Origin of the sequence: Xenophilus sp. Marseille-Q4582 (assembly GCF_916700565.1) — a bacterium.
GTDB lineage: Bacteria > Pseudomonadota > Gammaproteobacteria > Burkholderiales > Burkholderiaceae_C > Xenophilus.
In genome coordinates, this window is record NZ_CAKAKO010000002.1 from 976,676 (window position 1) to 997,794 (window position 21,119).

The following is a 21,119-nucleotide window of genomic DNA, read 5'->3' on the forward strand; positions in this document are numbered from 1 at the left end:
GGCGTCACGGGGCCTCACGGCGCGGCATGGCAGGCCTCCTGCACCTCTTCCCGCAGCCACTGCGCGAAGGCCTCGCGGCTTTCCCGCACCCGCGCATCCTCGCTCGGCGGCCAGACCAGCCAGTAGGCATAGGCGTAGGGCACGCGCAGCGCCGTGAGCGGCACCAGCTCGCCGCGGCGCAGCAGCGCCTCGGCCACGCTCAGGCGCTCCAGGGCCACGCCCTGGCCCAGGCGTGCGGCTTCGAGCGACAGGTTCGAATCGTTGATCCACAGCCCGGCGGATGCCGCCGGTTCGGGCAGGCCGGCCGCCGCGCACCAGGGCGCCCACGGCTCGGCGGAGCGGATCAGCGGGGCGGCCAGCACCTCGGCCGGGGTGCGCGGCAGCGCCCCGCCGTTGAAATGCGGGGCGGCCACGGCCAGCAGCTGGTCGTCGAACAGGTGCTGCTGTTCCAGCCCTTCCCACGGCCCATGGCCCATGCGGATGGCGACGTGCGCGGCGCCCTGGCGCAGGTCCTGCAGTTCCAGGCTGGCCAGCAGCCGCAGCCGCCGGCCCGGGTGGCGCGCCATGAAGCGCGGCAGCCGCGGCAGCAGCCAGTGCTGGCCGAAGGACGGCAGCAGCGCCACCACCAGTTCGCCCTCGCGCGGGCGGATGCGCAGCGCCCGCGTGGCCTCGCCGATCTGCTGCAGTGCCTCGCGCACCTGCAGCGCGTACAGGCGCCCGTTCTCCGACAGCCGCAGCCCGCGGCCCGCGCGCTCGAACAGCGGCAGGCCCAGCAGCTCTTCGAGCTGGCGCACCTGCTGGCTCACGGCCGAATGCGTGACGTGCAGCGCCTGCGCGGCGCGTGTGACGCTGCCCAGGCGGGCCACGGCCTCGAAGCAGCGCAGGGCGGGCAGCGGGGGAAGGTCGCTCATGGTGCTGTCAGGGATCCGGGAGGGAGGGGCTTCATGTCAGATTTTCTAACGAAGCGCCGCAGAACAAGTCGATGGTCGGCGCGCTCATCTTCCTCTAAATTGGCGGCCTGGTGGCAAGGGCGGATCCAGCCCTTTGGAAAGACGAACTGAAATGATGCAACTCATCGGCATGCTGGATTCGCCCTATGTGCGGCGCACCGCCATTTCCCTGCACCTGCTGGGCCTGCCCTTCGAATCGCGGCCGGTCTCGGTGTTCCGCCAGGCCGAGGCCTTCGCCCGGATCAATCCCGTGATCAAGGCGCCGACGCTGGTGCTGGACGACGGCACGGTGCTGATGGACTCGCAGCTGATCCTGGCGCATGCGGAATCGCTGGTGCCGGCCTCGCGCAGCCTGTGGCCGGCCGAGCCGGCGCAGCGGCTGCGCGCCCTGCGCCTGACCGGGCTGGCGCTGGCCGCCTGCGAAAAGGCGGTGCAGAGGGTGTACGAGCGCGAGCTGCGCCCGCCGGAAAAGCAGCATGCGCCCTGGCTGGAGCGCGTGCAGGCGCAGATGCACTCGGCCTGGCGCGCGCTGCAGGACGAGATGCGCCAGGGCGCGGTGCCCGGCGGCGCCGCGGGCCAGCCCATCGGCCAGGCCGGCCTCACGCTGGCGGTGAGCTGGCATTTCACGCAGCAATTGCTGCCGGGGGTGCTGGCGCCGGACGAGTTCCCGCTGCCGGCCGCCTTCAGCGCGCAGGCCGAGGCGCTGGCCGCCTTCCGCGCCTGGCCGCATGCCTGAGCGCGCCGTTCAGCGCGGGCCGGCGGCCGGGCGGCCGGGGGCCGGTGGCTGTGCGCGCCGCAGCTGCGTGAACCCTTCGAACTCCCAGTTGCGCATGCCCAGCAGCAGCGTGTAGCCCTCGCGCTCCTGCGGCGCCAGGCGCTGGTCGGTCTGGTGCTGCTGCGCGAAATCCTGCGCCACGCGCTGCAGCCGCTCCAGGAAGGCGGGCGCCAGCGCGCGGCTGATGGAGCCGTGCACCAGCAGCAGGCCTTCGGCCGGGCCGTCGAAACCGCCGCGGTAGTAGTCCAGCACCACGTTCTCGCGAAAGAACTCCATCACCGGCCCGTGGGGCCGCCAGCGGAAGGTCTTGGCCAGCTTCAGCCGGTAGCGGTTCAGCGGGCGCAGCTCGATGATGCCGATGCGGTCCAGCTGCGCCAGGCAGGCGATGCATTCGGGCTCGCTGATGCGGTAGGCCGCCACGATCTGCTCCAGCGTCCACTGGCTCAGCACGCTGATGGCGACCAGCAGCAGCTTCCTGTCGCGCACCACGGCGCGCTCCTGCTCCACCGACAGTTCCTTGAGCAGCGGCTGCGCGTCGGCCACCCGGCGCGCCAGGTCGGCGAAGTCCATCTTCAGGGCGCGGCAGATCGCGTCCACGCGCGACAGCGGCATGTCGCCCTTGGCCAGCATGCGCTTGACGCTGGACTCGGCCATGCCCAGCCCGCGGGCCAGGTCCGCATAGGTCATGCGGGCGGCCTTGAGTTCATGCTTGATGGCCTGGACGAGGTCGACGGTGGTGCTCATGCGGCGGATGGTACAAAAATGCGATACCGGAGAGCCCACGCCTCGCTGCCGTATCGGTCCGCGGTCCCTGCGCAGGTGCCGGCTGCCTACAGTCGCGCCACCCTTCAGGAGTCCGACCATGCCGCCCCCGCCGTCCGCCGCCGTTCTTCGCCCGCCTGCGCGCCGCCGCGGGCCGCTGGGCCGCCTGCTGCGCCGCCGCCCGCGCGTCGCCTGGACTGCGCGTGAGCGCGTGCTGGCCAGCGTCTTCGCGGCGCTGTTCCTGGCCGCGCTGCTCGGGCCGTCCCTGCCCACGCCGCCCCTGGCGCTCGGCGCCTTCGCCGACACCCGCCCCTGGCACGGCCTGGCCAACGCCATGGACGTGCTCAGCAACCTGCCCTTCGCGCTGCTCGGCCTGTGGGGCCTGCAGCGGCTGCGGCGCCTGGACGGCTTCGACGAGCGCGTGCCCGGCCACACGCTGGACTGCACCTGGCTGTTCTTCGCCGGGCTGATCGCGACGGCAGTCGGCTCCGGCTTCTATCACCTGGCGCCCGACACGCTGCGGCTGGCGGCCGACCGCGCGGGCATGGCGGTGGCCTTCGCGGGCCTGATCGGGCTGGCCGTGTGCGAGCGCGTGTCGCAGCGCGCCGGCTGGGCGGCGGCCTGGACGATGCTGGCCGGCGGGCTGCTGGGCGCCGCCGTGCATGCCGAGACCGGCAACGTGCTGCCCTGGGCGCTCGTGCAGTTCGGCGGCATGGGGCTGGTGCTGGGGCTGGCCGCGCTGCGCCCGGTGCCCGGCGCGCTCGGCCTGCGGCTGGGCGGCGTGATCGGCTGCTATGCGCTCGCCAAGGCGGCCGAGCTGGGCGACCACGCGATCTATGCGCTGTCCCACGAGGTGGTGTCGGGCCACACGCTCAAGCACCTCATCGCCGCGGGCGCGGCCCTGCCGGTGCTGCAGATGCTGGCAAGCGCCCGCCGCACCCCATGAGGCGCGCAAGCCCTGCGGCACAATCCCCGGCGCCCCGCCCGGGCCGGCCCGCCGGCCCGAACGCCGCGGCCCATCACAGCACAAGACTGGCGGCGTTCCGGACCGGGCGGCCGCTGCGAGGGAAAGGTCATCCATGAGCACCACGGCTTCCAACCCGACCCATCCGGGGGCCAACGCGCATGCCAACCAGTTCGCGCTGCTGGGCCAGCGCCGCTTCGCGCCCTTCTTCTGGACGCAGTTCGCGGGCGCTGCGAACGACAACCTCTTCAAGTTCGCCTTCACCGTGATGGTGACCTACCAGCTGCAGCTGAGCTGGCTGCCGCCGGCGCAGGCCGGCCTGGTGATCGGCGCGCTGTTCATCCTGCCCTTCCTGCTGTTCTCGGCCACCGCGGGGCAGCTGACCGACAAGTACGAGAAGGTCGCGATCATCCGCTTCGTGAAGAACCTGGAGATCGCCATCATGGCGCTGGCGGCCTGGGGCTTCGTGGCCGCGAACGTGCCGGTGCTGCTGGCCTGCGTGTTCCTGATGGGCCTGCATTCCACGCTCTTCGGGCCGGTGAAGTTCGCCTACCTGCCGCAGGTGCTGGACGCGCGCGAACTCACGGGCGGCAACGGCATGGTGGAAATGGGCACCTTCGTCGCCATCCTGCTGGGCCAGGTGGCGGGCGGGCTGCTGGTGGCGCTGCCGGGCGTGGGCCCGACGGTGGTGGCCGCGGGTTGCCTGCTGCTGGCGCTGGCCGGCCGCGCCGTGGCACAGGCCATTCCGCGCACGGTGCCCACCGATCCGGGCCTGGCCATCCACTGGAACCCGATCAGCGAAACCTGGCGCAACCTCCGGCTGGCCTACGGCAACGTGGTCGTGTTCCGCTCGCTGCTGGGCATCTCGTGGATGTGGTTCTTCGGCGCCGTGTTCCTGAGCAACTTCCCCGCCTTCGCCAAGGAAGTGCTGCATGGCAACGAGCAGGTCGCCTCGCTGCTGCTGGTGGTGTTCTCGGTGGGCATCGGGGTCGGCTCGCTGCTGTGCGAGGTGCTGTCGCGCCGCCAGGTCGAGATCGGCCTGGTGCCGCTGGGCGCCATCGGCATGAGCGTGTTCGCCATCGACCTGTACTTCGCCTCGCGCGCACTGCCGCCGGCCGAGGTGATGGGCCTGGGTGTCTTCCTGGCGCAGCCGGCGCACTGGCGGCTGATGGCCGACCTGGCGCTGCTGTCGCTGTTCGCGGGCCTGTACAGCGTGCCCATGTACGCGCTGATCCAGCTGCGCAGCCAGCCCACGCACCGGGCGCGCATCATCGCGGCCAACAACATCCTCAACGCGCTGTTCATGATCGGCAGCTCGCTGATCGCCGGCGCCCTGCTGGGGGCGGGCTTCAGCATTCCGCAGGTCTTCCTGGTCACGGGCATCGCCAACGCGGTGGTGGCCTTCTACATCTTCATGCTGGTGCCCGAGTACCTGCTGCGCTTCTTCGCCTGGGTGCTGTCGCGCCTGGTCTACCGCTACCAGGTGCAGGGCGACGAGCACATCCCCACCGACGGCCCGGCCGTGCTGGTGTGCAACCACGTGAGCTTCGTCGATGCGGTGCTGCTGATGGCGGCCAGTCCGCGGCCGATCCGCTTCATCATGGACCACCGCATCTTCAAGGTGCCGGTGCTGGGCTGGCTGTTCCGGCTGGCCAAGGCCATTCCGATCGCGCCCCAGAAGGAAGACCCGCAGGCCTATGAGCGTGCCTTTGCCGAAGCCGTGACCGTGCTGCGCGAAGGCGAGTTGCTGGGCATCTTCCCCGAAGGCGCCATCACGCGCGACGGCGAACTGCAGCCCTTCAAGGGTGGCGTGATGAAGATCCTCGAGATGGCGCGCGCCGAAGGCGCCGAGCCGCCCGTGATTCCCATGGCCCTGACCCACCTCTGGGGCTCGTTCTTCAGCCGTATCGAGGTGCGCGAAGGCCAGAACGTGGCCATGGTGCGGCCCTTCCGCCGCGGCCTGTTCAGCCGCGTGGGCCTGAACATCGGCGCCGCCATGGCGCCGGCCGAACAGGCGCCCGCCGCCATGCAGCAGCGCGTGGCCGCGCTGCTCAAGGGCTGAGGGAGGGTTCAACCGATGGAGCGAAACGCCGCATGAGCAAGTCCCTGCGCCTGTCCGAGAAATGGTTCCGTCGCGGCCTGTGGGGGGTGGCCTTCGTCTTCGCGGGCTTCCTGATCGGCCTGGGCGGTACGCTGGTGGGCGACCTGCCGCGCGTCGAGCGGCCGCTGGAACTGTCGCAGTTCATGCCGGCCGGCGAAGGCGAGCGCCTGCGTGACCAGATCGAGCAGGCCGACGCCGACCTGGACCGGGCGCGGCGCGAGATCGACCAGGCCCGGCTGGCCCTGGACGCCGCCGAGCAGAGCAGCCGCAATGCGCGCGAGACTTTTTCCAACTGGCTGTCCACGCGCCGCGCGACCCAGCTGCCGGCGCAGGACACCGAACTGATCCAGCGCACGCAGGCCCTGGACGCGCTCAAGGCGGCCGAAGCGCAGGCGCAGGAAAAGCTCACGGCGCTGCGCCGCCAGCGCCTGGACCGCAGCCAGGCGCGGGAGAAGGCGGTCGAGCAGCTGCAGGCACTGGAGGCCGTGGCGGCCGAGTCGCTGCAGGCCGAGCAGCGGCGCGTGGAACTGCGCGTGTTCCTCTACCGCCTGGCGCTCACGCTGCCGCTGCTGGCGCTGGCCGGCTGGCTGTTCGCGAAGAAGCGCCAAAGCCCCTGGTGGCCCTTCGTGTGGGGTTTCATCTTCTTCGCGTTGTTCGCCTTCTTCGTCGAGCTGGTGCCCTACCTGCCCAGCTATGGCGGCTACGTGCGCTACCTGGTGGGCCTGCTCATCACGGCGCTGGTGGGGCGCTACGCGATCGTGGGCCTGCAGCGCTACCTGGCGCGGCAGAAAGAGGCCGAGGCCCACTCCGCCGAGCAGCGGCGCGAGGCGCTGGGCTACGACACGGCACTGGCGCGCCTGGCCAAGGGCGTGTGTCCGGGCTGCGAAAGGCCGGTGGACCTGAAGGCGGCAGCGGCCGGCCAGGCCACGGGCGGCGCGCTCAACTTCTGCCCGCACTGCGGCATCGGCCTGTTCGACCATTGCGGCCGCTGCCATGCGCGCAAGAGCGCGTTTTCGCGCTTCTGCCCGGACTGCGGAAGCCCCGCACAGGCTGGCCCCGCCGACGCGCCCCCGGCAGCCCGCGGGCCGATGGCGCCGGCGAGGTAGGCCGGAAGTTCTCTTTGGGTGCGCGCCGGCGTCCACACGTGCAGTCCGAGCGGGCTTTCCGCACGATCGAGGCCACTGTCTGATGCGGGACGCCACCGTGAAGTGTTAGAACAGCGGCCTGCGCGCATCCGCGCGCAGTCAGTGACCGGCACCCGTGCGGCGCCGGTCTCGGAACACGAACGACGAGGACCGATCCATGAGCTTTTTCGGCAAGATTTTTTCCAAGATTTTTCCGTCGGCCAATGCCGCCGAAGTGGTAGCCGCGCCGCCGGCTGCAGCCCCGGCCGCGGCCAACGCGCCCGCCGTGCCGGCTCCGCCGCCGGCCATCCCGCTCGGTGAAGTCGCTCCCATCCTCGACGCCATGCCCGGTGCTGCGTCGCTGAACTGGCGCACCTCCATCGTCGACCTGCTCAAGCTCCTGGGCCTGGACAGCAGCCTGGCCGCGCGCAAGGAACTGGCCAGCGAGCTGATCTACACCGGCAATGCCGAACCCGGCTCGGCCGAATGGAACATCTGGCTGCACAAGCAGGTGATGAGCCGCATCGCGGCCAACGGCGGCACGCTGCCGCCCGAACTGCGCGACTGAGCCCGCCGCTCCTGCGGATGCGCGAACGGTCGCGCATCACTCCTTCGGCGCCTGCCCTGCTTCCTGCACGGCAGGCGCCTTGCCTTTCGGCCAGGGCCTATGGCTTCAGGCGACTGGGCAGGCCGGGGCCGCGGCCCTACGCTTCGGGCCTTTTCGAACCGGAGCCCGTGATGGCTGCCCTTTCCCGTTCCGTGATTTCCCGGCTGCTGCTGGTGTCGGCCTGCGCCTGGTCGCTGGCGGTGCCCGCCCAAGGCATGACGCAGATGAAGCTCTTCAAGATCGTTTCGCCGCGCGACGACATCGTGGTCGGTGTGGATGCCGCGCAACTGGGGGCGGGGGACACCCCCGAGGTGCAGCGCCTGGCCACGCTGCTGGCCGACAAGGGCCAGCTGACGCTGTGGCAGTACGCCTCCCAGAAGGACGCGAGCGGCGCGCTGGTGCAGGCGCCGCTGCGCCAGGTGGCGGTGTTCAAGAACGAGTTGCTGCGCATCGAGCCCTACGCCTCGCCGCTGCCGGTGAAGGCGCCGGGCGCGACGCGCTGAGCCCGGCGCCGGCCCGCGCCGCTCGATCGCCGGTCAGACGCCGCGCGCGCGATCGGCCTTGAAGCGCGCGCGGAAGGCCGTGTAGGCGCCCGCGTCCAGCGCCTCGCGCACCTCGCGCATGAGGTTCAGGTAGTAGTGCAGGTTGTGGATGGTGGTGAGCATGGGGCCCAGCATCTCGCCGCAGCGGTCCAGGTGGTGCAGGTAGGCGCGGCTGAAGCCGCTCCAGCCGTTTTCCGCCTTGCCGCCGCTCTGCTCCCAGGTGATGCCGGAGGTGCCCGCGCAGGCATAGCAGGTGCAGCTCGCATCCAGTGGCTGGTGGTCGGTCTTGTGGCGCGCGTTGCGCACCTTCAGGTCACCGTAGCGCGTGAAGATGGTGCCGTTGCGCGCATTGCGCGTGGGCATCACGCAGTCGAACATGTCCACGCCATCGGCCACGCCCTGCACCAGGTCCTCGGGTGTGCCCACGCCCATCAGGTAGCGCGGCTTGTGGGCCGGCAGCCGGTGCGGCGTGTGGGCCATGATGTCCAGCATCTCGTCCTTGGGCTCGCCCACCGAGACGCCGCCCACGGCATAGCCGGGGAAGTCCATCTCGACCAGCGCCTGCAAGGATTCCTCGCGCAGGTGCTTGAACATGCCGCCCTGCACGATGCCGAACAACGCGTTGGGGTTGCCCAGGCGCTCGAACTCGGCCTTGGAGCGCTGGGCCCAGCGGCGGCTCATCTCCATGCTCTTGCGCGCCTCGGCTTCCGTGGTCTTCTTGCCGTGGGTCTCGTAAGGCGTGCATTCGTCCAGCTGCATGACGATGTCCGAGTTCAGGATCGTCTGGATCTGCATGCTGACCTCGGGCGACATGAACAGCTTGTCGCCATTGACGGGGCTGGCGAAATGCACCCCTTCCTCGGTGATCTTGCGCATCGCGCCCAGGCTCCAGACCTGGAAACCGCCGGAGTCGGTCAGGATGGGCTTGCCCCACTGCTCGAAGCCGTGCAGCCCGCCGAAGGACTGCATCACGTCCAGGCCCGGCCGCATCCAGAGGTGGAAGGTGTTGCCCAGGATGATCTGCGCCCCCATCTCGTGCAGGCTGCGCGGCATCACGCCCTTGACGGTGCCGTAGGTGCCCACAGGCATGAAGATCGGCGTCTGCACCACGCCGTGGTTGAGCGTCAGCGTGCCCCGGCGCGCGTGGCTGTCGGGGTCGGTGGTCAGCAGTTCAAAGTTCAGCATGGGGTGGCGCGTGACTGGGGGCGTGGGCTGCGTTCGAGGAGCATGGCATCGCCGTAGCTGAAGAAGCGGTAGCGCTCGCGGATGGCATGGGCGTACAGCGCCATCACGCGCTCGTAGCCGGCCAGGGCGCTCACCAGCATCATCAGCGTGCTCTTGGGCAGGTGGAAGTTGGTGATCAGCAGGTCGACGTGTTGGAACGCGAAGCCCGGCGTGATGAAGATGCGGGTGTCGCCGCGCGCCTCGCCGCTGGCGGCCCAGGACTCGAGCGTGCGCACGGTGGTGGTGCCCACCGCGACCACGCGGCCGCCGCGCGCGCGGCAGTCGGCGATCGCCTGCTGCGTGGCGGCCGGCACTTCGTAGCGCTCGGCGTGCATGGTGTGCTCGGCGATGTTCTCGGTCTTCACGGGCTGGAAGGTGCCGGCGCCCACATGCAGCGTGACGCTGGCGCGCTGCACGCCGCGGGCTTGAAGCGCGGCCAGCAGCGCCTCGTCGAAATGCAGCGCGGCCGTCGGTGCGGCCACGGCGCCGGGCACGCGCGCGAACACGGTCTGGTAGCGGCGTTCGTCGTCTTCCGAGTCGCCATGGGCGATGTACGGCGGCAAGGGCACGTGCCCGCAGCGTGCCATCAGCGCATATGGATCCTCGCCGGCCGGGCTTTCGAACGCGAAGCGGAACAGCGGGCCGTTCTCGTCGGGCCAGCGGCCCAGCAGCGTGGCGGTGAAGCCACCGGCCATCTTCAGCACCGTGCCCACGGGCGGCTTCTTGCTGACCTTCATGTGGCAGACCACTTCCTGGCCCATGAGCACGCGCTCGACCAGCAGTTCCAGCTTGCCGCCGGTCGGCTTCTCGCCGAACAGGCGGGCCTTGACCACCTGCGTGTCGTTGAACACCAGCAGGTCGCCCGCGCGCAGCAGGCCGGGCAGGTCGCGGAAGATGCGGTCGGTCGGGTGGGAGGGATCGGGGCCCGTGCCATCCAGCAGCCGCGAGGCGCTGCGTTCGGCGGCGGGGTGCTGCGCCACCAGTTCAGGGGGCAGCGCGAAATCGAAATCGGAAAGCGTGTAGGAGCGCATGCGCTTGAGGGCCGGACGGACCCGTTCCAAGTGAAGACCGATCGCCCGCCGCCTTGCAAGGCGAGGGCGCGCGGCCAAAGGGCAGAATTCTCCCATGCCCGCCCGCCAGAAAGCCGAGAAACCCGCCGACACGTCGAAGCCGAAGGCAGCGGGCACCGCGGGCGCGTCCGCTGCTTCCGGCGCGCCCGGCAGCGGTGAAAGCGCCACGCAGCGTGCCCTGAGGAAACTGGGCCTGGTGCGCGACATCGATTTCGCGCTCTATTTGCCGATGCGCTACGAGGACGAGACGCGCCTGCAGCAACTGGCCCACGCACGCGATGGCGAGACGGTGCAGGTCGAAGGCGTGATCGTCGACCAGGAAGTGGTGTACCGCGCACGCCGCCAGCTGCTGGCCACGCTGGACGATGGCACGGACACGGTGCAGCTGCGCTTCTTCAACTTCTATCCCTCGCAGCAGAAGCAGCTGGCGCCGGGCGCCCGCGTGCGCGTGCGCGGCGAGGTGCGCGGCGGCTTCGTCGGAAGAACCATGATGCAGCCCGTGGTCAAGGCCGCCGGCACGCCGCTGCCGCTGGCGCTGACGCCCGTGTACTCCACCATCGCCGGCCTGGCGCAGCCCGTGCTGCGGCGTGCCGTGCAGGCCGGGCTGGCGCGCGCCTCGCTGGACGAACTGCTGCCCGACGCGCTGCGCCCGCACGGCGCCTGGGGCCTGCGCGAGGCGCTGCGCTTTCTGCACCATCCGGCGCCGGACGTGGCGATGGCCGCGCTGGAAGACCGCAGCCATCCGGCCTGGCAGCGCGTGAAGGCCGACGAGCTGCTGGCGCAGCAGCTGTCCCAGCTGCAGGCACGCCGGGCGCGCGAGGCGCAGCGCGCGCCCGTGCTGCGCGCGGATGCGGCCGCGCCCGAGTCGCTGCACGCGCGGCTGCTGGCTGCGCTGCCGTTCTCGCCCACGGGTGCGCAGGCGCGGGCCGATGCCGAGATCGCGGCCGACCTGGCGCGCGTGCGGCCCATGCACCGGCTGCTGCAGGGCGATGTGGGCTCGGGCAAGACGCTGGTGGCGGCGCTGGCCGCGGCGCGCTGCATCGATGCGGGCTTCCAGTGCGCGCTGATGGCGCCCACCGAGATCCTCGCCAGCCAGCATTTCGGCAAGCTGGTGGGCTGGCTGGATCCGCTGCTGGCCGCGCAGGGGCGGCGCGTGGCCTGGCTCACGGGCAGCCAGAAGAAGAAGGAGCGCGACGCGATGACGGCCGCCGTGGAAAGCGGCGAGGCGGCGCTGGTCATCGGCACGCATGCCGTGATCTCGGAGAAGGTGCGCTTCGCGCGGCTGGCGCTGGCCATCGTGGACGAGCAGCACCGCTTCGGCGTGGCCCAGCGCCTGGCCCTGCGCGGGAAAGCCGCTGAAGCGGCCCCGGGCGGCGCCCAGCCGCTGGAGCCGCACCTGTTGATGATGAGCGCCACCCCCATCCCGCGCACGCTGGCCATGGGCTACTACGCCGACCTGGACGTGTCCACGCTCGACGAACTGCCGCCGGGCCGCACGCCCATCGTGACCAAGCTGGTGGCCGAGCACCGGCGCGACGAGGTGATCGACCGCATCCAGGGCCAGCTGGCACAGGGGCGGCAGGTGTACTGGGTGTGCCCGCTGATCGAGGAAAGCGAGGCGGTGGACCTGCGCAATGCGACGGCCACGCGCGACGAGCTGGCCGAGGCGCTGGGCGAGGCCGTGCGGGTCGGCCTGCTGCATTCGCGCATGCCGACGGCCGAGAAGCAGGCGGTGATGGCCGACTTCAGCGCCGGCACGCTGCAGGTGCTGGTCAGCACGACGGTGATCGAAGTGGGCGTGGACGTGCCCAATGCCTCGCTGATGGTGATCGAGCATGCCGAGCGCTTCGGGCTGTCGCAGCTGCACCAGCTGCGCGGGCGCGTGGGCCGCGGCGCGGCGGCCTCGGCCTGCGTGCTGCTCTACGCGACCGGTGACAGCGGACGGGTGGGCGAGGCCGCGCGCGCGCGGCTCAGGGCCATGGTGGAGACGGCCGACGGTTTCGAGATCGCCCGGCGCGACCTGGAAATCCGCGGGCCGGGCGAGTTCCTGGGGGCGCGCCAGTCGGGCGCGCCGCTGCTGCGCTTTGCCGACCTGAGCAGCGATGCGCACCTCCTGGCGTGGGCGCGCGACGTGGCGCCGCAACTGCTGGACCGCTACCCCGAAGCCGCGCAGCGCCAGGTGGACCGCTGGCTCGGCACGCGTGCCGAATACCTGAAGGCCTGAGCCAAGGAGCGGCGCGCGGCTCAGGCCCCCGGCCGCCGCGTGGCGGCCAGCAGCAGGCCGAAGCCGATCATCATCCCGCCGCTGGCGCGATTGAACCAGCGCATGGCCGGACCGCCGCGCGCCAGCCGGCGCACGCGCGCGCCGAGCAGCGCGTACAGCGCGATCGCCACCAGCTCGAGCGCCAGGAAGCTCAGGCCCAGCAGCAGGTAGCTCAGCGCATAGGCGTCGGGGGCCACGAACTGCGGGAAGAAGGCCGTGAAGATCAGGATCGCCTTGGGGTTGCCGATGGCCACGCCGAATTCCTGGCGGGCCAGGGCGCGCAGATCGGGCGTCTGCGGGGCCTCCGGGGCGTCCGGCGCCGCGACCAGCGGCGGCGCGGGCGCGCGCAGCAGCTTGATGCCCAGCCAGACCAGGTAGGCCGCGCCCAGCCACTTGACGGTGTTGAAAGCCAGGGCCGAAGTCGCCAGCAGCGCGCCCATGCCGACGCCGGCCACGGCGATCATGAGCGCGAAAGCCAGCAGCCGCCCGAGCGCCGCCCGCACGGCCGGGCCCACGCCCCAGCGCGCGCCGTTGCCGACCGACAGCAGGTTGTTGGGCCCGAAGGCCATGTTGAGCGCAAAGCAGGCGGGCAGGAAGAGCAGGTAGCTGGACACATCCATGACGGTTCTCCGCGGCGGGGAAGGGGATTCTCGCCCGTGCCGGCCGCCCGCCGGCCGCGCGCCTGCCGCCCGGCATCGCGCGATTGCCAGCCAGGGCGGTGCGGTCAAAGGTGCGCGCGGCCGTGCGCCGGCCCATAATTGATGAAAGCTATGACCCTGACCGAACTCAAATACATCGTCGCCGTCGCGCGCGAGCGTCATTTCGGCAAGGCGGCCGAGGCGTGCTACGTCTCGCAGCCCACTCTTTCGGTGGCCATCAAGAAGCTCGAGGACGAACTGGAAGTCAAGCTCTTCGAGCGCAGCGCGGGCGAAGTCACGGTCACGCCGCTGGGCGAGCAGATCGTGCAGCAGGCGCAGACGGTGCTCGACCAGGCCGCGAGCATCAAGGAGATCGCCAAGCGCGGCAAGGACCCGCTGGCCGGCCCGCTGAACCTGGGCGTGATCTACACCATCGGCCCCTACCTGCTGCCCGACCTGGTGCGCCAGAACATCGCGCGCACGCCGCAGATGCCGCTGATGCTGCACGAGAACTTCACCGTGCGGCTGCTGGAGATGCTGCGCGCGGGCGAGATCGACTGCGCCATCATGGCCGAGCCCTTCCCGGACACCGGCCTCGCGATGGCGGCGCTGTACGACGAGCCTTTCCTGGCCGCCGTGCCGGCCAGCCATCCGCTGGCCGCACGCGAATGGCTGAGCACCCAGGAGCTCAAGAACGAGACCATGCTGCTGCTGGGCACGGGCCATTGCTTCCGCGACCACGTGCTGGAGGTGTGCCCGGAGTTCGCGCGCTTTTCCAGCAGCGCCGAGGGCATCCGCAAGAGCTTCGAGGGCTCCTCGCTGGAGACCATCAAGCACATGGTGGCCGCCGGCATGGGCGTGACGCTGGTGCCGCGCCTGTCGGTGCCGGCCGAGGCGCTGGCCCCGCGCGAGGGCCGGAACGGGCGCGCCAAGGCTTCGCCCGCGCCCGCGCTGGAGCCCATCGTGCGCTACTTGCCCATCCGCGACACGCAGGACGGCCAGCCGCCCACGCGCCGCGTGGTGCTGGCCTGGCGCCGCAGCTTCACGCGCTACGAGGCCATCGCCGCGCTGCGCAACGCCATCTATGCCTGCGAACTGCCCGGCGTGGCGCGGCTGTCATGAAGCCATGAAACGCGGCATGCCACCCTTGCGCTTCGCGGCCTTGCCCTACGCGGGAGGCATTGCCAGGCTGCATGGCCGCGATAGAGTTCATGGGCTTGAGCCGGCGCCCTGGCGCCACCAGCTCATCGCTTCAATGTTTTGTTCTCTCAAGAGGTAACCCATGGCCAAGACGATCAAGGACATCAAGAAGAGCAGCAAGGGCACCGTGCCCGCCAAGGGCGGCGAACTGGTGGCCCCCGAATCCGGACGCGCCGCCCCCTTGATCAACATCGGCATCGACCGCGCGGACCGCGAAGCCATCGCGGAGGGGCTGTCGCGCGTGCTGGCCGACACCTACACGCTGTACCTGACCACGCACAACTTCCACTGGAACGTGACGGGGCCGCACTTCAACTCGCTGCATGCCATGTTCATGGAGCAGTACACCGAGCTGTGGAACGCCACCGACGTGATCGCCGAGCGCATCCGCGCCCTGGGCCACTACGCGCCCGGCTCGTATGCCGAGTTCAGCAAGATCGCCACCGTGCCCGACGTGCCGCTGACCCCGCCGAAGGCGATGGAGATGGTGCGCATCCTGGTCAAGGGCCACGAAACGGTGTCGCGCATCGCGCGCGAGTTCATCCCCGTGGCCGAAGAGGCCAGCGACGCCCCCACGGCCGACATGCTGACCGCGCGCTGCACCGTGCACGACCAGACGGCCTGGATGCTGCGCTCGCTGCTCGAGGAGTGATGCGCGCTTGACCGCCGGAGCCCTGCCGCAGCCCTCCATGCCGCCCGCCGCGCCCACGCCGCGCGGGCGGCTTTCGCTGTACCTGAACCTGATCCGCTGGGACCGGCCGGCAGGCTGGCTGCTGCTGCTGTGGCCCACGCTGGCCGCGCTGTGGCTGGCCGCGGGCGGCTTTCCGGGCTGGCACCTGCTGGCCGTGTTCACGCTGGGCACCATCCTCATGCGCAGCGCGGGCTGCTGCGTCAACGACGTGGCGGACCGCGACTTCGACCGCCACGTCAAGCGCACGGCCCAGCGGCCCGTGACCAGCGGCGCCGTGTCGCCGCGCGAGGCGCTCGCGCTGGGCGCGGTGCTGGCGCTGGCTGCCTTCGGTCTGGTGCTGACCACCAACCGCCCGACCGTGCTGTGGTCCTTCGCGGCGCTGGCGGTGACGCTGGTCTACCCTTTCGCCAAGCGCTGGGTGTCCGTCCCGCAGGCGGTGCTGGGCATCGCTTTCAGCTTCGGCATCCCGATGGCCTATTCGGCCGTGCAGGGCGCGGTGCCGGCCGCGGCCTGGCTGCTGCTGGCCGGCAATCTGTTCTGGGTGCTGGCCTACGACACCGAGTACGCGATGGTCGACCGCGACGACGACCTGAAGATCGGCATGAAGACCTCGGCCATCACCTTCGGCCGGGCCGATGTGCCCATTGTCATGCTCTGCTACGCGCTCTTTCTCGCCGTCTGGGCCTGGGTGGGCCTGCGTGCCGGGCTGGGCGCGGTCTACCTGCTGGGGCTGGCGGCGGCCGCGGCGCAGGCGTTGTGGCACTGGCAGATGATCCGCACGCGCACGCGCGAAGGGTGTTTTCGCGCCTTCCGGCTCAACCACTGGCTGGGCTTCGCGGTCTTTGCCGGCGTGGTGGCCGACTGCGCGCTGCGCTGACTTCGGGCGGGGCCTTCTCGCCGCGGAGCGCGGATCAGTCGGCCTGGCCGAATTCCTGTGCCAGCTCGCGCGCGCGCTGCTCGGCGGCGCGGATCGCTGCCTTGAACTGCGCCTTGACGCCGGCGGCCTCGAGCGCGCTGATGGCCGCGTGGGTGGTCCCGCCCTTCGACGTGACGCGCTCGCGTAGCGTGGCCGGCGGTTCGCCGGCGTCGGCGGCCAGCGAGGCGGCGCCAGTGAAGGTGCCCACCGCCAGCGCATGGGCCTGGGCCGGCGAAAGCCCCATCTCGATCCCGGCCTCCACCATGGATTCGATGTAATAGAACACGTAGGCCGGGCCCGAGCCCGACAGCGCGGTGACGGCATCGAGCGCAGGCTCCGCATCCACCCACAGCAGGCGCCCGGTGGGCTGCAGCAGCTGCTCGACCTGGGTGCGCTCGCCGGCCGGGACGGTGGGGCGGGCGAAAAGGCCCGTCATCCCCTGGCCGACCAGCGCCGGCGTGTTGGGCATGGCGCGCACGATGCGCTCGCTGCCCAGCCAGCGCGCGATGCTGTCCGAGGGGATGCCGGCCGCGACGCTCAGGTGCAGCGCGCCGGGTGCCAGGAACGGCCGCGTGGCGGCCGCCGCGTCGGCGAACACCTGGGGCTTGACCGCCCAGACCACCAGGCCGCAGCGCGCCAGCGCCGCGCTGGCGCCGGCCTGGGCCTGCACGCCCTGGCGGGCCAGCAACTGCTCGCGCGTGGCGGCAAAGGGCTCCACCACCTCGAAGCGGTCCGCCGGCAGGCCGGCGCGGCGCAGTCCGCCCAGGATGGCGCCGGCCATGTTGCCGCCTCCGATGAAGGCGATCGGCGGGAGGGCGGCAGGCATGGCGGTGTCGGTCATGAGGGGAGATCGCTCGGATTGATGCGGGGGCGCAACAGCGCGGCCGCCATTGTGCCGCCAGAAGCCCCGCGGCCGGGCGGCACGGCGCGTCTTCCCGGAGGGCCGGTCGCCGCTTTCCCCGGCGCTGGCCCTGCACGCGAGTGCGCCGCAATGAGGGTTTGACAGCGCGGGGCGCGCATGCCACAATCGCGGGCTTCGCTTTACTAAAGCGGAATTCCGCCCAGACGAATGGCGCTTTGCCTGCTGGTAATCAGTACAGGCAATCCGTCCAGACGACGGGCCCAAGACTGATCGGCACGGCTCCTTCCAAGGGTTGTGGCGGTACAAGTTGGGAACTACAAGCAATGATCCAGACTGAATCCCGGCTCGAAGTGGCCGACAACACAGGCGCGAAGTCCGTCCTGTGCATCAAGGTGCTCGGTGGCTCCAAGCGTCGCTATGCCAGCGTCGGTGACGTCATCAAGGTGAGCGTCAAGGAAGCGGCGCCGCGTGGTCGCGTCAAGAAGGGCGAGATCTACAACGCCGTCGTCGTGCGCACCGCCAAGGGCATCCGCCGTGGCGACGGTTCGCTCGTCAAGTTCGACGGCAACGCCGCCGTGCTGCTCAACGCCAAGCTGGAGCCGATCGGCACCCGCATCTTCGGACCCGTGACGCGTGAACTGCGTACCGAGAAGTTCATGAAGATCGTCTCGCTGGCTCCCGAAGTTCTCTAAGGACACGCTGTCATGAACAAGATTCGCAAGGGCGACCAGGTCATCGTGCTGTCGGGCCGTGACAAGGGCAAGCGTGGCACGGTCACGCTGCGCGCCGACGACTCGCACCTGGTGATCGAGGGCATCAACCTCGTCAAGAAGCACGCCAAGCCGAACCCCCTGAAGGGCACCACCGGCGGCATCGTGGAAAAGGCCATGCCGATTCACCAATCGAATGTGGCGATCTTCAACGCGGCCACCGGCAAGGCCGACCGCGTGGGCATCAAGCTGGTGGACGGCAAGCGCGTGCGCGTGTTCAAGTCCAGCGGCGAAGAAATCAAGCTTGCCTGAGGGATACCATGGCTCGACTGCAAGAAATCTACCGCGACAAGATCGCCAAGGAACTGACCGAGAAGTTCGGCTACAAGTCGCCGATGGAGGTCCCCCGCCTGACCAAGATCACGCTGAACATGGGCGTGAGCGAGGCCGTGGCTGACAAGAAGGTCATGGACAACGCCGTGGGCGACCTGACCAAGATCGCCGGCCAGAAGCCCGTCGTGACCAAGGCCAAGAAGGCCATCGCCGGCTTCAAGATCCGTGAAGGCCAGGCCATCGGCACGATGGTGACGCTGCGCGGCGTGAAGATGTACGAGTTCCTGGACCGCTTCGTCACCGTGGCCCTGCCCCGCGTGCGCGACTTCCGCGGCATCAGCGGCCGCGCCTTCGACGGCCGTGGCAACTACAACATCGGCGTCAAGGAACAGATCATCTTCCCGGAAATCGAGTACGACAAGGTGGATGCTCTGCGTGGTCTGAACATCAGCATCACGACGACGGCCAAGACCGACGAAGAAGCCAAGGCGCTGCTGCAAGGCTTCCGTTTCCCCTTCAAGAACTAAAGGTGGCCCTGTGGCAAAAGTTGCACTGATCCAGCGCGAACTCAAGCGCGAGAAGCTGGTCGCCAAGTACGCGAAGAAGCACGAAGAGCTGAAGGCGATCGCCGGCGACGTCAAGAAGACCGACGAAGAGCGTGCCGCTGCACGCCTGGCGCTGCAGAAGCTGCCGCGCAACGCCAACCCCACCCGCCAGCGCAACCGCTGCGAAATCACGGGCCGTCCGCGTGGCACGTTCCGCCAGTTCGGTCTGGCACGCGCCAAGGTTCGTGAACTGGCCTTCGCCGGCGACATCCCCGGCGTGACCAAGGCCAGCTGGTAAGCGCAGCAGGAGCAAGAACTATGAGCATGAGTGATCCCATCGCCGACCTGCTGACGCGCATCCGCAATGCGCAGATGGTCGCGAAACCCACCGTGTCGGTGCCGTCTTCCAAGGTGAAGGTCGCCATCGCCCAGGTGCTGAAGGACGAGGGCTACATCGACGGCTTCCAGGTCAAGACCGAGGCCGGCAAGAGCGAACTCGAGATCTCCCTGAAGTACTACGCCGGCCGTCCGGTGATCGAGCGCATCGAGCGCGTGAGCCGTCCCGGCCTGCGCGTGTACAAGGGTTCGGCGGCCATCCCCAAGGTCCAGAACGGCCTGGGCGTGGCGATCGTCACCACCCCCAAGGGTGTGATGACCGACCGCAAGGCACGTGCCACCGGCGTCGGCGGCGAAGTGCTGTGCTACGTGGCCTGACGCGGAGGAAATAGCAATGTCCCGAGTCGGAAAAATGCCGGTCGTCGTCCCCGCAGGCGTGGACGTGTCGATCAAGGAAGACCAGATCAGCGTCAAGGGCGCAGGTGGCCAGCTGGCCATCGCCGCCAGCGCGCTGGTGAAGGTGTCGAACAAGGAAGGCAAGCTGAGCTTCGAGCCGGTGGACGAGTCGCGTGAAGCCAACGCGATGAGCGGCACCGTTCGCCAGCTGGTCAACAACATGGTCGTGGGCGTGAGCAAGGGCTTCGAGAAGAAGCTGACGCTCGTGGGCGTGGGCTACAAGGCCCAGGCGCAAGGCACGAAGCTGAACCTGTCGGTCGGCTACTCGCACCCCGTCAACAAGGAAATGCCTGCGGGCATCACGGTGGCCACCCCGGCCCCGACCGAAATCGTCATCAAGGGTGCCGACCGCCAGCGCGTCGGCCAGGTGGCTGCCGAGATCCGCGCGATTCGTCCGCCCGAGCCCTACAAGGGCAAGGGGATCCGTTATTCGGACGAGAAGATCGTGATCAAGGAAACCAAGAAGAAGTAAGAGGCTGCATGATGTTGACCAAAAAGGAACAGCGCCTGCGCCGCGCCCGCCAGACCCGCATCCGCATTGCCACGCAAGGCGTTGCCCGTCTGACGGTGAACCGTACCAACCTGCACATCTACGCCACCGTCATCTCCGGCGACGGCGCCAAGGTGCTGGCCACGGCTTCGACGGCCGAGGCCGAAGTGCGCAGCTCGCTCGGCGGTGCCGGCAAGGGTGGCAATGCCGCCGCTGCCGCGATCATCGGCAAGCGCATCGCCGAGAAGGCCAAGGCTGCTGGCGTGGAGAAGGTGGCGTTCGATCGCGCCGGCTTCGCTTACCACGGCCGCGTCAAGGCGCTGGCAGAAGCCGCGCGTGAAGCCGGCCTGCAGTTCTAAGAACGCGCACGAATCAGGAATTCAAGATGGCAAAGATTCAGGCAAGAACGAGCGCCGAGGGTCCCGAGGACGGTCTGCGCGAGAAGATGATTTCGATCAACCGCGTCACCAAGGTGGTGAAGGGGGGTCGTATCCTGGGTTTCGCGGCACTCACGGTGGTGGGTGACGGCGATGGCCGCGTCGGCATGGGCAAGGGCAAGTCCAAGGAAGTGCCCGCTGCCGTGCAGAAGGCCATGGAAGAAGCCCGTCGCAACCTCATGAAGGTGTCGATCAAGAACGGCACGCTTCATCACGAAGTGACGGGCCACCATGGTGCTTCGACGGTGATGATGTCGCCGGCTCCCAAGGGGACCGGCATCATCGCCGGCGGCCCGATGCGCGCCGTGTTCGAAGTGATGGGCATCACCGACGTCGTGGCCAAGAGCCATGGCTCGTCGAACCCGTACAACATGGTCCGCGCCACGCTGGACGCGCTGAAGAACTCGACCACGCCGGCCGAAGTCGCAGCCAAGCGTGGCCTGACGGTCGAAGACATCTTCGCCTGAGACCAGGAGCATTTGCAATGACGACGCAACAACAGACCGTGAAGATCCAGCTGGTGCGCAGCCCGATCGGCACGAAGCAGTCGCACCGTGACACCGTGCGTGGCCTGGGCCTGCGCAAGCTCAACAGCGTGAGCGAGCTGCAGGACACGCCCGCCGTGCGCGGCATGATCAACAAGATCGCCTATCTGGTGAAGGTGCTCTGACATGGAACTCAATACCATCAAGCCCGCTGAGGGCGCCAAGCACGCCAAGCGTCGCGTCGGCCGTGGCATTGGCTCCGGCCTGGGCAAGACCGCGGGTCGTGGCCACAAGGGCCAGAAGTCGCGCGCCGGTGGCTTCCACAAGGTGGGCTTCGAAGGCGGCCAGATGCCGCTGCAGCGTCGCCTGCCCAAGCGTGGCTTCAAGTCGCAAAGCCTGAAGTTCAACGCCGAAGTCACGCTGGCTGCGCTGGACAAGCTGGGCCTGGCCGAAGTGGACCTGCTCGCGCTGAAGCAGGCTGGCCTGGTGGGCCAGCTGGCCAAGGTCGTGAAGGTCATCAAGTCGGGCGAGCTGACCAAGGCGGTGAAGCTGACGGGCATCGGCGCGACCGCCGGGGCCAAGGCCGCCATCGAGGCCGCCGGCGGCAGCCTGGCCTGAGCGATCTGAGCCAAGAGGAA

General features: G+C 69.7%; 26 protein-coding genes. 20 read left to right on the plus strand and 6 right to left on the minus strand.

The window, feature by feature from the left end:
• Nucleotides 1-14 precede the first annotated feature (14 nt).
• A complete protein-coding gene (locus LG388_RS09740; RefSeq protein ID WP_225782603.1) occupies nt 15-911 on the minus strand; it encodes a LysR substrate-binding domain-containing protein in 897 nt (298 codons plus the stop codon).
• A 154-nt stretch (nt 912-1,065) separates the two neighbouring features.
• On the opposite strand from LG388_RS09740, the gene LG388_RS09745 reads away from it, so the two are divergent.
• The gene (locus LG388_RS09745) at nt 1,066-1,686 is read left to right on the plus strand and encodes a glutathione S-transferase family protein (protein WP_225782772.1); all 621 of its coding nucleotides are present in this window, start codon (nt 1,066-1,068) and stop codon (nt 1,684-1,686) included.
• Between the two features lie 9 nt (nt 1,687-1,695).
• On the opposite strand, the gene LG388_RS09750 is transcribed toward LG388_RS09745, so the two are convergent.
• Nucleotides 1,696-2,469 carry a helix-turn-helix transcriptional regulator gene (locus LG388_RS09750; protein ID WP_225782604.1) on the minus strand — a complete coding sequence of 258 codons (774 nt, stop codon included), beginning with the start codon at nt 2,467-2,469 and terminating at the stop codon, nt 1,696-1,698.
• 118 nt (nt 2,470-2,587) lie between these two features.
• Between LG388_RS09750 and LG388_RS09755 the strand changes: the two genes are divergently transcribed.
• The 5 genes from LG388_RS09755 (at nt 2,588) to LG388_RS09775 (ending at nt 7,786) form a co-directional block, all read left to right on the plus strand.
• A complete protein-coding gene (locus tag LG388_RS09755; RefSeq protein ID WP_225782605.1) occupies nt 2,588-3,433 on the plus strand; it encodes a hypothetical protein in 846 nt (281 codons plus the stop codon).
• Nucleotides 3,434-3,566: 133 nt separating this feature from the next.
• Nucleotides 3,567-5,513 (plus strand): MFS transporter, encoded by a 1,947-nt coding sequence (locus tag LG388_RS09760; RefSeq protein WP_225782606.1) that lies wholly within the window; start codon nt 3,567-3,569, stop codon nt 5,511-5,513.
• Nucleotides 5,514-5,545: 32 nt separating this feature from the next.
• On the plus strand, nt 5,546-6,658 hold the full coding sequence (locus LG388_RS09765; protein ID WP_225782607.1) for a serine endopeptidase: 1,113 nt from the start codon (nt 5,546-5,548) through the stop codon (nt 6,656-6,658).
• Between the two features lie 196 nt (nt 6,659-6,854).
• Nucleotides 6,855-7,244: a DUF3597 domain-containing protein gene (locus tag LG388_RS09770; protein WP_225782608.1), complete on the plus strand. Its 390-nt coding sequence runs from the start codon at nt 6,855-6,857 to the stop codon at nt 7,242-7,244.
• Nucleotides 7,245-7,414: 170 nt separating this feature from the next.
• On the plus strand, nt 7,415-7,786 hold the full coding sequence (locus tag LG388_RS09775; protein ID WP_225782609.1) for a hypothetical protein: 372 nt from the start codon (nt 7,415-7,417) through the stop codon (nt 7,784-7,786).
• Nucleotides 7,787-7,819: 33 nt separating this feature from the next.
• Here LG388_RS09775 and tgt read toward each other — a convergent pair whose 3' ends face one another.
• Both tgt and queA read right to left on the minus strand, forming a co-directional pair.
• The gene (tgt, locus tag LG388_RS09780) at nt 7,820-9,010 is read right to left on the minus strand and encodes a tRNA guanosine(34) transglycosylase Tgt (protein ID WP_225782610.1); all 1,191 of its coding nucleotides are present in this window, start codon (nt 9,008-9,010) and stop codon (nt 7,820-7,822) included.
• Nucleotides 9,004-10,080, minus strand: a complete 1,077-nt coding sequence (gene queA / locus LG388_RS09785; RefSeq protein ID WP_225782611.1) for a tRNA preQ1(34) S-adenosylmethionine ribosyltransferase-isomerase QueA — start codon at nt 10,078-10,080, stop codon at nt 9,004-9,006. The genes tgt and queA overlap by 7 nt, the downstream gene beginning before the upstream one ends.
• A gap of 94 nt (nt 10,081-10,174) precedes the next feature.
• Between queA and recG the strand changes: the two genes are divergently transcribed.
• Entirely contained in the window at nt 10,175-12,343 is a 2,169-nt protein-coding gene (recG, locus tag LG388_RS09790; protein ID WP_225782612.1) for an ATP-dependent DNA helicase RecG, read from the plus strand.
• A gap of 20 nt (nt 12,344-12,363) precedes the next feature.
• Here the strand turns inward: recG and LG388_RS09795 are convergent, their stop codons facing one another.
• Complete coding sequence (locus tag LG388_RS09795) at nt 12,364-13,002, minus strand: LysE family translocator (RefSeq protein ID WP_225782613.1); 639 nt, start codon at nt 13,000-13,002, stop codon at nt 12,364-12,366.
• Nucleotides 13,003-13,152: 150 nt separating this feature from the next.
• Between LG388_RS09795 and LG388_RS09800 the strand changes: the two genes are divergently transcribed.
• The 3 genes from LG388_RS09800 to ubiA all read left to right on the plus strand — a co-directional run bounded on the left by LG388_RS09800 (nt 13,153) and on the right by ubiA (nt 15,788).
• Nucleotides 13,153-14,142 carry a LysR substrate-binding domain-containing protein gene (locus tag LG388_RS09800; RefSeq protein WP_225782614.1) on the plus strand — a complete coding sequence of 330 codons (990 nt, stop codon included), beginning with the start codon at nt 13,153-13,155 and terminating at the stop codon, nt 14,140-14,142.
• Nucleotides 14,143-14,302: 160 nt separating this feature from the next.
• A complete protein-coding gene (locus LG388_RS09805) occupies nt 14,303-14,872 on the plus strand; it encodes a Dps family protein (protein ID WP_304956843.1) in 570 nt (189 codons plus the stop codon).
• A 37-nt stretch (nt 14,873-14,909) separates the two neighbouring features.
• Nucleotides 14,910-15,788, plus strand: a complete 879-nt coding sequence (gene ubiA, locus LG388_RS09810) for a 4-hydroxybenzoate octaprenyltransferase (RefSeq protein ID WP_225782774.1) — start codon at nt 14,910-14,912, stop codon at nt 15,786-15,788.
• Between the two features lie 34 nt (nt 15,789-15,822).
• Here ubiA and proC read toward each other — a convergent pair whose 3' ends face one another.
• Nucleotides 15,823-16,653 (minus strand): pyrroline-5-carboxylate reductase, encoded by an 831-nt coding sequence (gene proC, locus LG388_RS09815; RefSeq protein WP_225782615.1) that lies wholly within the window; start codon nt 16,651-16,653, stop codon nt 15,823-15,825.
• Between the two features lie 359 nt (nt 16,654-17,012).
• Between proC and rplN the strand changes: the two genes are divergently transcribed.
• The 10 genes from rplN to rplO are packed head-to-tail and all read left to right on the plus strand — an operon-like array spanning nt 17,013 to nt 21,099.
• Nucleotides 17,013-17,381: a 50S ribosomal protein L14 gene (gene rplN / locus LG388_RS09820; RefSeq protein ID WP_017760917.1), complete on the plus strand. Its 369-nt coding sequence runs from the start codon at nt 17,013-17,015 to the stop codon at nt 17,379-17,381.
• A gap of 12 nt (nt 17,382-17,393) precedes the next feature.
• Complete coding sequence (gene rplX / locus LG388_RS09825; RefSeq protein ID WP_225782616.1) at nt 17,394-17,711, plus strand: 50S ribosomal protein L24; 318 nt, start codon at nt 17,394-17,396, stop codon at nt 17,709-17,711.
• 8 nt (nt 17,712-17,719) lie between these two features.
• Entirely contained in the window at nt 17,720-18,259 is a 540-nt protein-coding gene (gene rplE / locus LG388_RS09830) for a 50S ribosomal protein L5 (RefSeq protein WP_225782617.1), read from the plus strand.
• A 10-nt stretch (nt 18,260-18,269) separates the two neighbouring features.
• The gene (gene rpsN, locus LG388_RS09835) at nt 18,270-18,575 is read left to right on the plus strand and encodes a 30S ribosomal protein S14 (protein ID WP_225782618.1); all 306 of its coding nucleotides are present in this window, start codon (nt 18,270-18,272) and stop codon (nt 18,573-18,575) included.
• A 20-nt stretch (nt 18,576-18,595) separates the two neighbouring features.
• Nucleotides 18,596-18,991 carry a 30S ribosomal protein S8 gene (rpsH, locus tag LG388_RS09840; protein ID WP_225782619.1) on the plus strand — a complete coding sequence of 132 codons (396 nt, stop codon included), beginning with the start codon at nt 18,596-18,598 and terminating at the stop codon, nt 18,989-18,991.
• A 16-nt stretch (nt 18,992-19,007) separates the two neighbouring features.
• Nucleotides 19,008-19,541 (plus strand): 50S ribosomal protein L6, encoded by a 534-nt coding sequence (rplF, locus tag LG388_RS09845; RefSeq protein ID WP_225782620.1) that lies wholly within the window; start codon nt 19,008-19,010, stop codon nt 19,539-19,541.
• A gap of 11 nt (nt 19,542-19,552) precedes the next feature.
• A complete protein-coding gene (gene rplR, locus LG388_RS09850; RefSeq protein ID WP_225782775.1) occupies nt 19,553-19,918 on the plus strand; it encodes a 50S ribosomal protein L18 in 366 nt (121 codons plus the stop codon).
• A gap of 26 nt (nt 19,919-19,944) precedes the next feature.
• On the plus strand, nt 19,945-20,463 hold the full coding sequence (gene rpsE / locus LG388_RS09855; RefSeq protein ID WP_225782621.1) for a 30S ribosomal protein S5: 519 nt from the start codon (nt 19,945-19,947) through the stop codon (nt 20,461-20,463).
• 17 nt (nt 20,464-20,480) lie between these two features.
• Nucleotides 20,481-20,666, plus strand: a complete 186-nt coding sequence (rpmD, locus tag LG388_RS09860; RefSeq protein ID WP_225782622.1) for a 50S ribosomal protein L30 — start codon at nt 20,481-20,483, stop codon at nt 20,664-20,666.
• Between the two features lies 1 nt (nt 20,667).
• Nucleotides 20,668-21,099, plus strand: a complete 432-nt coding sequence (gene rplO, locus LG388_RS09865) for a 50S ribosomal protein L15 (protein WP_225782623.1) — start codon at nt 20,668-20,670, stop codon at nt 21,097-21,099.
• Nucleotides 21,100-21,119 lie beyond the last annotated feature (20 nt).

What these genes read in the sequence shown, in the direction of transcription:
- rplO (WP_225782623.1), top strand. Translation starts at nt 20,668, where the DNA reads ATGGAACTCAATACCATCAAGCCCGCTGAGGGCGCCAAGCACGCCAAG.
- LG388_RS09745 (WP_225782772.1), top strand. Translation starts at nt 1,066, where the DNA reads ATGCAACTCATCGGCATGCTGGATTCGCCCTATGTGCGGCGCACCGCC.
- LG388_RS09805 (WP_304956843.1), top strand. Translation starts at nt 14,303, where the DNA reads ATGGCCAAGACGATCAAGGACATCAAGAAGAGCAGCAAGGGCACCGTG.
- LG388_RS09765 (WP_225782607.1), top strand. Translation starts at nt 5,546, where the DNA reads ATGAGCAAGTCCCTGCGCCTGTCCGAGAAATGGTTCCGTCGCGGCCTG.
- rpsH (WP_225782619.1), top strand. Translation starts at nt 18,596, where the DNA reads ATGAGCATGAGTGATCCCATCGCCGACCTGCTGACGCGCATCCGCAAT.
- proC (WP_225782615.1), bottom strand. Translation starts at nt 16,653, where the DNA reads ATGCCTGCCGCCCTCCCGCCGATCGCCTTCATCGGAGGCGGCAACATG.
- queA (WP_225782611.1), bottom strand. Translation starts at nt 10,080, where the DNA reads ATGCGCTCCTACACGCTTTCCGATTTCGATTTCGCGCTGCCCCCTGAA.
- rplN (WP_017760917.1), top strand. Translation starts at nt 17,013, where the DNA reads ATGATCCAGACTGAATCCCGGCTCGAAGTGGCCGACAACACAGGCGCG.
- LG388_RS09795 (WP_225782613.1), bottom strand. Translation starts at nt 13,002, where the DNA reads ATGGATGTGTCCAGCTACCTGCTCTTCCTGCCCGCCTGCTTTGCGCTC.
- LG388_RS09755 (WP_225782605.1), top strand. Translation starts at nt 2,588, where the DNA reads ATGCCGCCCCCGCCGTCCGCCGCCGTTCTTCGCCCGCCTGCGCGCCGC.
- rplR (WP_225782775.1), top strand. Translation starts at nt 19,553, where the DNA reads ATGTTGACCAAAAAGGAACAGCGCCTGCGCCGCGCCCGCCAGACCCGC.
- LG388_RS09770 (WP_225782608.1), top strand. Translation starts at nt 6,855, where the DNA reads ATGAGCTTTTTCGGCAAGATTTTTTCCAAGATTTTTCCGTCGGCCAAT.
- ubiA (WP_225782774.1), top strand. Translation starts at nt 14,910, where the DNA reads ATGCCGCCCGCCGCGCCCACGCCGCGCGGGCGGCTTTCGCTGTACCTG.
- tgt (WP_225782610.1), bottom strand. Translation starts at nt 9,010, where the DNA reads ATGCTGAACTTTGAACTGCTGACCACCGACCCCGACAGCCACGCGCGC.
- LG388_RS09775 (WP_225782609.1), top strand. Translation starts at nt 7,415, where the DNA reads ATGGCTGCCCTTTCCCGTTCCGTGATTTCCCGGCTGCTGCTGGTGTCG.
- LG388_RS09750 (WP_225782604.1), bottom strand. Translation starts at nt 2,469, where the DNA reads ATGAGCACCACCGTCGACCTCGTCCAGGCCATCAAGCATGAACTCAAG.
- LG388_RS09740 (WP_225782603.1), bottom strand. Translation starts at nt 911, where the DNA reads ATGAGCGACCTTCCCCCGCTGCCCGCCCTGCGCTGCTTCGAGGCCGTG.
- recG (WP_225782612.1), top strand. Translation starts at nt 10,175, where the DNA reads ATGCCCGCCCGCCAGAAAGCCGAGAAACCCGCCGACACGTCGAAGCCG.
- LG388_RS09800 (WP_225782614.1), top strand. Translation starts at nt 13,153, where the DNA reads ATGACCCTGACCGAACTCAAATACATCGTCGCCGTCGCGCGCGAGCGT.
- rpmD (WP_225782622.1), top strand. Translation starts at nt 20,481, where the DNA reads ATGACGACGCAACAACAGACCGTGAAGATCCAGCTGGTGCGCAGCCCG.
- rpsE (WP_225782621.1), top strand. Translation starts at nt 19,945, where the DNA reads ATGGCAAAGATTCAGGCAAGAACGAGCGCCGAGGGTCCCGAGGACGGT.
- rplF (WP_225782620.1), top strand. Translation starts at nt 19,008, where the DNA reads ATGTCCCGAGTCGGAAAAATGCCGGTCGTCGTCCCCGCAGGCGTGGAC.
- rplE (WP_225782617.1), top strand. Translation starts at nt 17,720, where the DNA reads ATGGCTCGACTGCAAGAAATCTACCGCGACAAGATCGCCAAGGAACTG.
- rplX (WP_225782616.1), top strand. Translation starts at nt 17,394, where the DNA reads ATGAACAAGATTCGCAAGGGCGACCAGGTCATCGTGCTGTCGGGCCGT.
- LG388_RS09760 (WP_225782606.1), top strand. Translation starts at nt 3,567, where the DNA reads ATGAGCACCACGGCTTCCAACCCGACCCATCCGGGGGCCAACGCGCAT.